Below are 12,442 nucleotides of genomic sequence, written 5' to 3' on the forward strand. Positions count from 1 at the left end.
TTAAGGTGAGGGCGACTGGCGTGCTTCTGGCCCTGGAAGGGGTGGACGGCTCCGGGAAGACTACCCAGGCGCACCTCCTGACCGAGGCCCTGAGACAGCGCGGGGTGGAAGTAGTCCTGACCCGGGAGCCCACCGCCTTCCCCGCCGGGGAGAAATTGCGCCGTTATCTGGCGGGGCCTAGCCGGCACTTGAGCCCCACCGAAGAATTGGCGCTGTTTCTTGATGACCGCCGGGAGCACGTAGCATTGGTGATCAGTCCCGCCCTGGCCGCCGGACGAGTAGTCATAACCGACCGCTACTATTACTCGTCGGTGGCCTATCAGGGGGCTTTAGGGCTGGACCCGGCCAGCATTCTGGCCGCCAATGAGGCCTTCGCCCCGCGTCCGGACGTGGTGTTCATCCTGACCCTGCCCCCTAAGTCGGCCGTGGCCCGCCTGTCCCAGCACCGCGGCCGCACGCGCCAGGTGAGCGAAGGGCAGGACTATCTGGAGCAGGTGGCAGTCATCTATGCGTCCCTGACGGGCCCCCAGATTCACCGGGTGGACGCGGCGAGGCCTCCCGAGGTCGTGCATGCCGACCTCCTGGCCATCGCGCTCAAGGTTTTGGAATTGAGCTAAGCGGCGGCGAGGAAACTGGCGGCAAATGGTTTCGCCAGAGAAATGCCCGAGACCACGGCGGATAAGTCGATAAGATTGATTACGGCCACGGATGAGCCTTGACAAGTCTTTTCTCATTGGTTAATAATAATCCGTTCGGGCCGTTAACTCAGTTGGTAGAGTATCTGCCTTTTAAGCAGAGAGTCGTTGGTTCGAGTCCAACACGGCCCATAAAAAACGTCCCCATCGTCTAGTCTGGTCCAGGACACCGGCCTTTCACGCCGGCGACCGGGGTTCAAATCCCCGTGGGGACGCCATCAATTGTTAGTAATGTCGGTTAGTTATTGGCTAACCGTAATTCAGTATGCCGTTTGGCGGAGGTTGACGGCTCCCCCAAACGGCTTTTTCTTTTGGACAAGGCCTGAAGGGCCGTCTTCAGTTCCGACAGCCGATGCAAATAGCGCTGGGTTACATTAGAGTTCTTGTGTCTCAGGATCGCCTGGATCACAATCAAGGGCACTCCTTCGTCAGCAAGGATGCTGGCCGTCAAGTGCCTGATGGCATGAAGGCCAAAAGGAGGAACCCCTGCCCTGGCACATGGCCGCTTCATCCAATGCTGCCGGTAAAGATAGGGCCCCCCTGTTTCCGGATCAGGGAACACCAAGTCGCCCTTGCTGATCTGCTTATGGTTTAAGAGAGCCACATTCAACTCATCTAACATGGGAAGCCAGTCTTCTTCCAGGCTGCCTCCCATGCGCTTTCGAGTAGTGAGCCGAACCTCGCCTTTGGCAAAACCGACATCTTCCCACCGGAGCCGGAAGAGCTCCGAGCGCCTGGCCGCCAACTGCAGGTAAGCCAGGAGCATGACATTGTCTTGACCTTCGGCAATATCATATACTTTCCAAAAATCGTCCTCGGACGGTACATATCGGTAGTGCCGCTGCTCCGGGAACTTATCGACCAGGAAGGGATTGGGGGCTGGCAAAGCCAAATATTTGATCCCCCAATTCCAGGCCGCTAATAAATTCTTCCGCTCCTTGTTACCTTCCAACTCCACGATCACCACTTGGCCCAAGGTTGGCTTGCCCTCCCGGTTACACCGGCCCGCGGCTTGAACGATGCGATCCAGCGGCCCCATCACCCGATATACAACGGGGAAGTCCAGATCCACCCCGGCTTCCACCACCTGAGTACTGATCAGGCTCTGGGGAAGGTCAGCGATGTTGAAGCGGTAAGATGGATCGAGAATCTGTATGGCTAAGGACTATAAAGGGCGGGATCAATTGAAGATCCCGCCCAATTAAAAAAAGTATTTATCCTGGCCTTAGGTCCGGGCTCAGGTAAGCCGCCATCAGGGCGTCGGCCAAGCCCTGGGGATCGGGCTCAGACACCTTACTGATCTCGCCGACCTCTTTCAATTGGTCATTGATCAGGCGGTTAATATCCTCGTCCTCCTTTCGGTTCCTCCAGTCAAATTCTTCGGGGCGCTCTGTCAGATAAGGGATACGACCCCAGTTCTTATGGATATCCCATAACACCTTTACCGCCTGTTTTTCTTTGCCTAAACCAGCCCTTTGGGCTAAGGAAGCGGTTCTCTGGAGCGTTACTTTCGCCTCCAACTGCTGCCCACTATCCCCGCGGTTAACGGTGGGAGCCCGTTGCACCTGACCGCCCTTTTGCAAGCCGGCAATTTCAACCTCTTTGTCAAAATTCCCCTGGAACATAGCTATAAGTTTATACTGGTGGCCCTCGGTCAAATCTGGCGATTGTCGCACTTTCTGATTAAAATCCATGAGCTTAATGGTGGCGCCGGTAATATCACCGTGATATATCCGGTCAACTGCCTGTAACCATAAGTCATACCAGGGAAAGGTGGTGTAGTCATTTCTTGCTGGCAGGCTTTCCAAGCGAATCAGGCAATAATCATAGCTTCTCAGCGGTTCCAGAGTCGTGGCCGTCTGCACCTGCAAGCGATCCTCCTTGACCCTGAGGCTATCCCGATCCAAGGCGTCTTCCGGGCAGTTTATGTAAGCCAGGTAGCCTTCCCGAAATTTTTTGGCGTCTTCGGGTTTCAGTGTGGGATCCACGAAGGTGTCCCGGTTGCCCAGGCGGTACTGTACTTTTTCACCCGGCAACCGCAAGAGATGACCGAGACCGGTGCGCACCTGCCCGGCGATTTTCAGGTAAGGTTTGATCTGACCAAGGTCAAAGGCGCCTATCAAGGTTTCCAGGAAACTGAACAGGCCTTCGGACAGGTCCTCCACCTTGGACCGGAAAAGTCCCACAAACAAACCCACATCATCGCCGATATAAGGAACCGGCCCGGCAATCCTGGTGTTGTAATACTCCACATATTCCCCGCCCACGGATTGCTCCAACCCTTTCAAAAGCTGGTTGCCCACCAGGAAGGGGACCGATTGTCTTTGGCGGTTATAAAGAAAATCGCTCAGGATAATTCCAAGAGGGATAAAGCCCTGCCAGTATTGCCGCCGACTGGCGAGGAACATCTCGGCCAACCGTATCTCGAAGTAGGATTCGTTCGGTCGAAATACCTGGGAGGTGAACCCATCCGGGAGGATTTGCTGGTCCGGAATGCGGTGGTAAAATTTCAGGACAGTTTGTTCTCCTTGGATTCCCTTCCAGAAACTCTCAAAAAATTCACTTACTCCCATATATGGGTCCTCCTTTCAGGGACTCTGAAGGACTAAGAGAGGCGCAGCCCAGATCCGGTTGTCTTTATACTTATGGGCATATTGGCGAGCTTTCAGGAAAGCCTGGTCCAGGGAGCGGTACTCGAAGAGGTATTCATAAAACTTCAAGGCGTACTCCTTGGCCTTCTCGTCGTCAATGCTCCAGCGAAATCCCAGGATGGCAGGGACTCGGTTATTGGCCAGCTGAAACACGAAATCATCTTCGGAACTCTGGCAACTGCTCAGATACATAAATCTGACCTGGGAGTTACGCAGATGGGTGCTGAATACCCCGATTTTCACCGGTTCCGGAGTATTTTCCCCCGGGAAAAATACATAGCCGGTCCGGTCATCGCCATAAAGAGAATGCCCGGCGTAGTGGACCAGTTGCCAGGGACCGTCTTGTTCCAGGACCTCAAAAACCCAATCCGTAAAGTTGGTATTCTTCGGGAGCAGGTCTTTGGCCAGCCTGAGAATTTTGCCGATCCTTCCCTGCCCGCGTTTTTGTTGGAAATAAGCCTCCAATAACCGGGATTCACCTTGCTCTCCAAGGATATGGCTGAGTTCTGGCAGGTTCTTTCTCAGTTCCTCCACCCAGCCGCTGGTGTCCGCTTCAATAATCAAGCAGTTAATGGGAGCTTCCTTGTCCTTATCTTTAAGGTCAAACAAGGGGTAGGAGTCGTATTCATATTCAGTAAGATCTAAACGGCGGTAAATCGGGGCCTGAAGCATCAGAAATTCCTTTTGATCTTCCTTCAGAGCTTCCAGCACCACTGCTTGCATTTCCTCGCTGACCCGGGCCAGATCTTCATCTTCTTCCTTGTCCACCATGTCCATCTTGAAGCGGATCCGGGTATTTTCTATGCCGTTGACTTGTTTGACATGGGTATTAAAGTGCTCTTTAAATTTTGTATATCTGTCACAGAATCCTCTACAAAATTCTCTCCACAAGGACTCTCCGACATTCTTGAGTTCTTCCAGCCACTCCGAGCAAACTTCGGGGTCTTCCAGCGCCTTGGATTTTTTTGCCAACTCTTTTAAAGTCCTCCAGTCCAACCAAAGTTGCCCATGCTGACCAGCTATCTTTTTGTATTCGGTAAACATGGTGTATTCGCCATAGACAAAGGGCTGAAAACCAGGCCCCAGGTGTAGCTTGATTTCAATATCTCCCTGGAGTTTGGCGGGTTCCTTCAGATAGTATGTTGGCTGGGAGGCAGGCTCTTGGTAAGTCACTTTCTGCAGATACTTCTGGGCATGGTCCAGCACATCGTTGGATAAACTTTCTCCGATAAAGGCAAGTTTGCATTCAGGCAAAGTCTCCAGAGCCTTGTCTATATTGTCATCTCTGGCGGGCGCCACCAGAATGCTTGGGATGTGCTGGCTCTCCTTCTTCAGGGATTGCAAAAAATCTAGTCCCAACTGGGCCGAAAGATCAAGGGGGCTCGCACGATCAGGGGGAAGATGCAGAAAGGCCACGATGAAATCATAGCGGGATTGGCGTAAGCATTCCCAGGCAGTTTTGACATTCCTAACAATCTTTACTTCGCCGTCAGCCTCTTTGACCAGGGGATTGTCTTCCAAGAGATCTCGCATATCCCTGGCTAGCTCTATCTGGGCTTCCGGAAATACCAGGAGGATGTGAAGACTCATGGCTATTCTCCTTCAGCAGCGGGCAGGTTGAAGGTAAAGATCGTCCTGCTGCCGTGCCTTTTTTCCTGGTATTCGCCCTCATGGTTCTTCATGAAGCGGTGAAGGATATTTTCCCCCAAGGCTATGGCCGCCAAAGCCCGGGAAAGCCGGGAATCCTGGATTTCAGGGCAAACTCCGCTGAATTCCATGACAACTCGGCCGTTTTGTGACGAGACCTTCACCTGAACCTTTTCATCCTCCGGAATTACGCCCAGCAAGTAAGAGAGGATGGTTTCCATGCAGAACGTGAGCTGGAAAAGATCTCCGTCCAGGGTAGGTAAAGGACGGGGAGAGGAATCGACAATTCTCTCCCATTCGCTTTCCGGCAGATCGTTTCTCACGTGGTTCAGCACTTCATCGAGGCTCAGCCGCAGCTTGTGGGTGGGAAACCAGCCTTCTTTTTCATTATAATCATATAAAGAGAGACGGTCGAAGGTGAGGTCCACTTTGCGCAATTGTTTAATGACCTTTTCCAACGTTTTCGCCTCCTCGGATTGCGGCTCTTTCTGCACCAGACGATTCAGCCAGGCAAAAGCCAGGGATAGGGGAGTCTTCATCTGGATGGCGATCTCCTGGTACAACTTCCCCAGGTGCTCCAGGCGTTCCACCCAATCTTTTTGGGCCAGGCTTTTTGCGGTAAAAATCTTGCCACCGAACTCCTCCTCTGGTAAAGCCGAGGCAGAGAGCAGCAAGTATTCCGGATTGTTGGCTCTGTTTAGCCAGACTACCTTCTGGCTGGGAAAGTAACTGTCATTAATAGCTTTTTCGGCCAGCTTGGCATCTTGAAAAAATTCCTTTAAAAAGAGAGCATCCTGTTTTCCTTCGATTTTTGCTTGAATTTCTTCTTCTGTATAGCCTAGAAGATAGGCCGCAGCCCGGTTGGCGCTGGTAATTCTGCCTTTCCGGTCGGTGCCGATGATGGCATCCGAGGTATATTGGCGCGCGGCATTGAGAGAATGAAAAAGCCAGGAGCGCTCCAGGATGCCTTCAGCTTCGTCACGGAAAACTTTTAAGGTATTCAGCTCGTTATCGGAAAAGGCATTCTCCTTGGGCTCCTCTATATTCAAAAAGAAACAGACGTTCCGCGTAGCCAAACGCAAACATAGTTCTGATCTGGCGCCTTCTTCCGAGCCGTCCGGTTCCGTCCAGGGAGCTATGTAAACACCTTTGAACCTGGGATCTTCTCTTACATTGCCAATGTTAACGTCTTCACCCGTGCGGTAAACATAGCCGAGAACCCCCTGGTCCAGGGCCTGTACATATCCCTCCGAAATCGGAGGTGTGCCCGGCCTGTTTTTCTGATAGAGAAGAAGAAAACCGGGCAGGTCCTCGTCGGCCCGAAACATAGCCACGTTTTCCCACCCATAGTGATCCGATAAGCCATCGACCAGGGTCTTTGCGACTTTGCGAAAATCGTTTCCTTCAGCCGATATTGCTTTGATCAGATCGAAAAAGATCTTGAATTCTTCTTCCTTTTCCCTATGAAGAGCCAGGCGGACCGCTTCATCTAAGGGCAGGGCCTTCAGGATTTCCTCGTGCGTTTCCTTATAGCAACTTTTTATTTTACTTATAAAAGACACCGAGGCTATTGGCTTTTCCTGGACGATGGGAAGACGAATTGTGGAGCGGAAGCCAAATTGCAAAAACTCTTTTATTACCGGATTTTCTTTGACTCCCTCAAATTCGGGTTTAGATAAGAAAGTATCTATATCATCAATAATAAGAATTTCTCTCTGCTCTTTTAGCCACTTGGTCAATTTGTCCGGCATCTCCCAGCGCCCTATGTGCGACATGGCATTATTTATGGGCGGCTCCGTGAGCAGGCGGCGGATATGTTTTTGGTCAGGACTGATTTCCGAAACGATGCACAGATCGTGGGGAATGAGGGGCTTGACCTCCCGGATAACCTGAAGGAGCATATTTTCCCATTTTTCCTCCGAAGCCATGTGGGCATTCATCCTGGCAATAGTCTTTTCCCGAGCCAGGCTCCTAATAATGGCGAAGGATCCGATGATTTCTCCTTCCAGATTTCTTTCCGGTACCGCATAGATTTTTACCGGCACCGGGTCGCCACTTTTTCGGGTAAGAGTTGTTTCGTATTCGCCCTGGCTGCCTTGCCGGCGTTCTTCAATTCCTTTTTTGACTTTCTGCCGATCAGCCTCATCTGGCAGGAATTCCCAGACGGTCTTGCCTTGCCAACCTTCGTTTTCAAGGTGCAAAATTTCTAAGAATTTGCGGTTGGCGTAACGGAAGTTACCTTTCAGATCGACTTGTAACAGTCCCACCGGCAAGTTTTCATAAACCTCCAGGTCCCTCTCCTTGAGAGGAGTGAGGTCCACCAGGCAGGCGTACCAGCCTCGCTGCTGCCCGTCCATGACCAGAGGGCATAATTCTGTTCCCACAGGAACTGGTGCCTCGAGGTGGGAGTCCAGGTGCAATGGTTGCGAGCCCGGGGGAGTTTTCGATTGGGCAGAAAAGACATCGGCGAAAAAGGCTCTGTCACCCTTCACAAAAAGTTCTTCTAGCCGCTCGCCCGGCGCTGGTTTCCGGTTCAGCAAACGCTGAAATTCCCGGTCTGTACAGACAATTCTGCCCTGTTCATCTACCTGGCAGTAGCCCCGAATGCCGCCGTCAACCAGGCAGGAGAGAAGATCTGCGGTGCTGCAAAGCAGCCCCTTCATCAGAGCAAGTATTTGTTCACTCACCCCGAGCTTTAAGTGCTCGCGCTCATCGTTTGAAATTTGCAGTTCTTGGAAAAGATCAAAGATAGAGTCCTCGAGTGATGCGGCTTCGTCAAATACATCAACGACCGAATATTCTTGGGAAATTATGGAGTCTAAGTTGATAAGGGAACAGATATGGTGATAATAGGCTTCGGTCTTTGCCGAACAATCTAACAGAATAGAAAAGAGATCTTTGTGGTCGGCAATTTTTTGCTCTAGGAGCGAGAGTTTTCTCTGTGCCTGGTCGGCCCACTTCTGCCGCAAACCAGAAAAACAGTTTTGGTAAATCTTCTCACGGTGCTTCTCGAGGAGGCCAACCAGTCTTTCCGGATTGACCCAATGTCTTGTGGGGGTCATGACTACCTCCTTCAGAAGGAAAAGCCAGAGCTCTTGCTTTCCAGGAGGATTAGGCAGGTTTTAATGGGTAATGTACAATGATAGGCTCCGCAGCGTACAAACAATAATATTTTCGGTGTGGATAACCTTTTTCCTGTGATTCTTTTTTTAGTTACCTCAACTATACAATAATAAATCTTTAAATCAATAATTATTTGAAAGAATACATGTTCTTATGGTGCCGTGGCTTGGCGCATGATTTTTGAAAAACTGGTCCTCCATCCCCAAAATATGAAAGAGTTCTGCAAGAATGGCGGTTATCTTGCCAAAACCTTCCTTTATCCCCGACAAGGCCAAAACTGAAGATATGATCTCCATATATTGCAATGGGTCTTTGTGGGGAGGAAGATTTCAGTGTTAAAGATTAAAGGAGGTCAGGAAGCCGAAGGAAACGACCGGAACCCTTCAGGTCGAAAAGGATTGATATGCTTTGGATATGGGAAGTTTTTGGCTTCGTGATAAGTGTCGGATCATAGCAGTTAGTTTGCAGCAAGCGATTTTTGTATATAGATATTGTTTAAACTTACTGGCCCCTATTTTTTGACGTAACCGTAGGCAATTGGGTTTGGCCAGACTTATGCCGCAATATATTCGCGCCTTTGTTCCTGGCGGCACCTTCTTCTTCACGGTCACGCTGCTGGAACGCCGCCGGACACTCTTGACCGAAAACATTGACAACCTTCGCGAGGTGTTCAAGGTGGCCCGCCACCGGCGACCATTTACCATCGAGGCCATCGTCATTTTGCCCGATCACCTGCATTGTATCTGGACGTTGCCTTCCGGGGACGCGGATTTCTCAACGCGCTGGCATGATATCAAAGCACGATTTGCAGCACAAGTTCCCAAAGGGGAAAGACTTTCGGCACGGCGCCTGAAGAAGGGAGAACGAGGCATTTGGCAGCGACGTTTTTGGGAACACGTCATCCGCGACGAGCGTGATTATGAGCGTCACGTTGATTACATCCACTACAATCCGGTTAAGCACGGTCATGTGACCGAGGGTTGCGGATTGGCCTTATTCGAGCTTTCATCATTACGTACGATGCGGTATTTAATACCTTGAGTGGGCGGCAGCTGATGACGTTCGGCGTCTGGAAATGGAATAATACAAAAGGCGGGATGCGCTTCGCTTTCCCGCCCTACGGGCTACGGTCCTAACAGGGGCCATCCATCCCTAATGAGGCTTGAGACACCCTATATTGCCCGGGGCGTCTCAAGCCTTATTATTGCCAGCCATAGAGAAGACTTGTCAACGTCGGGCTCAGGCTGCCTTAGGAACTTGGAGATTTCTTTAGTTTATCGAGAGCCTTTTCGACCGTTAAGGCCTCTTTGGACAGGCCGTGCTTTAGGTACAACCCTAAAAGACCCCGCAACGCCTCCGCCTTCTTATCCTGCTGTCCGGCTTTGGCATATCTGTCGGCACTCTGCTGGTAGAACTTCGCCGCTTCACTCAACAGCCCGGCAGCCTGGGCGATCTGGGCCAGACTGAAGCATTCGGAGGCCAAGATAACGTTTGACGGTTCCCCCGAAGCCTCCTGCAAGTCTTTCAAGATTTTGGGCTGAGACATGAAGGCCAAATGTTTCTTGAGAAAATCTTTCATGTCCTGGATTACGATTGGTGCACCGCGACGCCAATAGGCTTCTTGTCCAAGCTGTTCATGAGGCGGGTTAACGAGCCAGACCTTGTCGTAGTATTTCCGCAATTTAATATACTCGATCTTCGTTACAGAGCCGCCCTGTATTAGAGGGATGTCGGGTATTTGATTTTCTTGCTGAGAAGGTTCTTGGAACAGAAAGAGCTCGCAGCTTGCCAGAAAGCCAAGGCTCATGGGACCATGACTGTCTTGGGCGTAGCCCCCCGTCACCAGGACCCAGCCGTTGGACATAACAGTGGCAGTGTGATTACCTCGGGGACTATTAAGTTCTGCACCGGAGCTCCAGCTCCCTTGGACGGGGTTATAAAGCTCGACGGAGGACAGCTGCCCTTGATTGTTGTATTGGGAAAAACCCCCCGCCACCATGACTGAGCCGCCGGCGGTGATCAGAAGAGTGGCAGTGTGTGCATAACGGGGGGTTTTGAGGTTATCTGCGAGAGTCCATTTGCCCGTGGCCGGAATGTAGATCTCGGCCGTGTTGATACTGTCAGATTTGTCCCACCCCCCCACCACCAGCACCTGGCCGCTGGGTAGCCGGGTGGCAGTGTGACCTCCACGAGCGACATGTAGGTTTTCAACCACGGTCCAGGTTCTGGTCTTCGGGTCGTAAAGCTCAGTGGTCATATGCGCAGGGTCACCAATATTGGTCCAGCCACCAACCGCCAGGACCTGGCCGCTGGGTAGTCGGGTGGCAGTGTGACCAAAGCGGGGGGCGCTCAGGTTTCCAACTGAGTTCCATTTTCCTGTTGTCAGGTCGTAGATCGCAGTGGTTTTTTGGGCGATACCCCAAACTTGCCCCCCCACCACCAGGACCTGGCCATTAGTCAGAGAGGTGGCGGTATGAGAGGTGAGGCCGTCGTTATAAATGGATGTGATGGGAGACCAGGTCCCTGTGGCTGGATTGTAAAGTTCGGCGCCGGTAAAATCGGGGAAGACTATTCCCCCTACCACCAGGACTTGCCCGTTGGGCAGCCGGGTGACCGTGTGATTTGCCCGTACGCTATTCATGGAGCCGGTGTTGATCCAGAAATTAGCCATGGCGGTTACCTCGGGTAGCAGGTGCAAAGCAGGCTGACGATGCAAAGATGGGAAAAGAATGTAGGTGCTCTTCGTTTACCTGCACATGGGTCATCCTCCCTGGGGGCCTAGCCTCATGCCGGCAGGCAAAGCTCCCTGATCCCCCCAGGGTGCCCAAGTCTTCATAATTGTAAAGCGCACTGGCTTCGAGATGCACAACAGACCAGAGAATTAACCCAGCCAACAGGTGAAGGATTACCCAACAATGTTGGAGTTTCATTGTCGCCTCCGTATAGTATATTTGGCTAGTTAATCCAGCTGGTTAAAATCTGGCCATAGCACTAAGAAAAAGCCGAACTGCACCTTCTCCAGGCAACCCGGCTATCTCAAAAGAGACCCGTGGCTTTCCGCTCCCACGTCCCTTCAGGATTGGCTTTTTCTAAATAAATTCATCCGTTAGCACAAAGGGGGGAGTATTGTCAATAAATGTTTTTGTAATTTTTATGAAAAGGGCGCGTGGGCAGAAGGAGACAAAAGTGCTTATTTTGTTTATTTTTGATTTTGGCTAATTTCTTATCTATCCATTCTTCCTGATCAAATGAAAGTTATCTTGCCACCAAAGAAACTTATCAAAAATATCAAAGAGTTGCAGATATGATCTGTATAACAAAATGTATGGTTTTGATAGCGAGGCTCCTGCTCCGGTAGCTGCAATTCTCATCAAGGTTGAAAAGCTTCCTGGGATAAAAAGTTGATCATTTCGCTTAAGTTCGAGCAACTGGAATGTGTTGGACGCTGTTTCAGTGATTTAAACGCTGCATGGGCTCTGCTTATGTGGAATCAGAAGGCTATGGATATCTGGAAATAGGGTTGGGTGATGTGAAAAAGATAGTGTGTTTGTGAAAAAGATGTCGACATTGACCAGGTAACCATACCGAACACAGTTTCTCCTTCAACACCGAAGTGTTATTCATCTCGATGTCTACAACCTGAATTTGGACCCACACATAAGGTCACTCAAACTGGGCTAAATTGAATACTGATTCATGAATGAGGGTAAGTGTCCGGGCAGAGGTTTAGCGTTCGAAATTGGGCCGCTTGTGCCCCAGTCCTGGCCACCCATCAGGATTCAACGACGCCTTGCCACCACTGGCTACCATCCACCAGACCCGGCCCGCTGAGGATTCAGGCCAGAGGAGGGCGATGCCGGGGATGAAGGGTGGTCTCCCCCTGTATAGATATATCTCTCGCAGAAATTTTTCTCTTTTTTTCGTCTGAACAATTTCGTCAACACCCCCCTGTATTTCTGACTACCAACAATTTTAGATGAGCAAATCTCCCCCTGAATGAGCACAGGCCCGTCGTCAGAGTGGCCTCTCAATTGCATGACGCATTTTTTTTAGGGGAGTATTCGACCGAGGGAGGGGTAAGGGGGCCGGGGGAAGGTGATCCAGACAGGCGAGGTCAAGCGGTTTTTGATACAACTCTCCTTCCCGCCTTGACGGCCTCTCCTGCAAATCAGTAAAGGGTTAGACGCCCTTACAACGGCCGCAATTTGCTTGCCTACCTGACAAGAGAGAATTATAGTAGTGGCTATTTCACTTTTGTTCTTGCCTTTCGAGAAGCCTTCGATCCAAGGCCAATGTTCGCCAACTGGAGTCTTGCAGGGATATTAA

The 12,442-nt window shown here is 51.1% G+C and carries 7 protein-coding genes, 2 tRNA genes and 1 riboswitch; of the genes, 4 read left to right on the plus strand and 5 right to left on the minus strand.

What is annotated here, in order from left to right; genetic code table 11:
- Positions 1-5 precede the first annotated feature (5 nt).
- The 3 genes from tmk to WC600_08265 all read left to right on the plus strand — a co-directional run bounded on the left by tmk (position 6) and on the right by WC600_08265 (position 913).
- Positions 6-617, plus strand: a complete 612-nt coding sequence (gene tmk, locus WC600_08255) for a dTMP kinase (GenBank protein MFA4902725.1) — start codon at positions 6-8, stop codon at positions 615-617.
- A gap of 137 nt (positions 618-754) precedes the next feature.
- Positions 755-827, plus strand: a tRNA-Lys gene (locus WC600_08260).
- An 8-nt stretch (positions 828-835) separates the two neighbouring features.
- Positions 836-913, plus strand: a tRNA-Glu gene (locus tag WC600_08265).
- Positions 914-933: 20 nt separating this feature from the next.
- Here the strand turns inward: WC600_08265 and WC600_08270 are convergent.
- The 4 genes from WC600_08270 to WC600_08285 all read right to left on the minus strand — a co-directional run bounded on the left by WC600_08270 (position 934) and on the right by WC600_08285 (position 8,055).
- Positions 934-1,767: a tyrosine-type recombinase/integrase gene (locus WC600_08270; GenBank protein ID MFA4902726.1), complete on the minus strand. Its 834-nt coding sequence runs from the start codon at positions 1,765-1,767 to the stop codon at positions 934-936.
- Between the two features lie 142 nt (positions 1,768-1,909).
- The gene (locus tag WC600_08275; protein MFA4902727.1) at positions 1,910-3,268 is read right to left on the minus strand and encodes a hypothetical protein; all 1,359 of its coding nucleotides are present in this window, start codon (positions 3,266-3,268) and stop codon (positions 1,910-1,912) included.
- A gap of 15 nt (positions 3,269-3,283) precedes the next feature.
- Positions 3,284-4,936: a CHAT domain-containing protein gene (locus WC600_08280; protein ID MFA4902728.1), complete on the minus strand. Its 1,653-nt coding sequence runs from the start codon at positions 4,934-4,936 to the stop codon at positions 3,284-3,286.
- Between the two features lie 2 nt (positions 4,937-4,938).
- On the minus strand, positions 4,939-8,055 hold the full coding sequence (locus tag WC600_08285) for a PAS domain-containing protein (protein MFA4902729.1): 3,117 nt from the start codon (positions 8,053-8,055) through the stop codon (positions 4,939-4,941).
- 604 nt (positions 8,056-8,659) lie between these two features.
- On the opposite strand from WC600_08285, the gene WC600_08290 reads away from it, so the two are divergent.
- Positions 8,660-9,157 carry a transposase gene (locus WC600_08290; protein ID MFA4902730.1) on the plus strand — a complete coding sequence of 166 codons (498 nt, stop codon included), beginning with the start codon at positions 8,660-8,662 and terminating at the stop codon, positions 9,155-9,157.
- Positions 9,158-9,365: 208 nt separating this feature from the next.
- On the opposite strand, the gene WC600_08295 is transcribed toward WC600_08290, so the two are convergent.
- Positions 9,366-10,787 carry a kelch repeat-containing protein gene (locus WC600_08295; GenBank protein MFA4902731.1) on the minus strand — a complete coding sequence of 474 codons (1,422 nt, stop codon included), beginning with the start codon at positions 10,785-10,787 and terminating at the stop codon, positions 9,366-9,368.
- Between the two features lie 347 nt (positions 10,788-11,134).
- Positions 11,135-11,210, minus strand: a riboswitch (cyclic di-GMP riboswitch).
- Between the last annotated feature and the right edge of the window lie 1,232 nt (positions 11,211-12,442).

This window comes from Desulfobaccales bacterium, from assembly GCA_041648175.1.
In the GTDB taxonomy this organism is placed as follows: domain Bacteria; phylum Desulfobacterota; class Desulfobaccia; order Desulfobaccales; family 0-14-0-80-60-11; genus 0-14-0-80-60-11.

What these genes read in the sequence shown, in the direction of transcription:
- WC600_08275 (MFA4902727.1), bottom strand. Translation starts at nt 3,268, where the DNA reads ATGGGAGTAAGTGAATTTTTTGAGAGTTTCTGGAAGGGAATCCAAGGA.
- WC600_08280 (MFA4902728.1), bottom strand. Translation starts at nt 4,936, where the DNA reads ATGAGTCTTCACATCCTCCTGGTATTTCCGGAAGCCCAGATAGAGCTA.
- WC600_08285 (MFA4902729.1), bottom strand. Translation starts at nt 8,055, where the DNA reads ATGACCCCCACAAGACATTGGGTCAATCCGGAAAGACTGGTTGGCCTC.
- WC600_08295 (MFA4902731.1), bottom strand. Translation starts at nt 10,787, where the DNA reads ATGGCTAATTTCTGGATCAACACCGGCTCCATGAATAGCGTACGGGCA.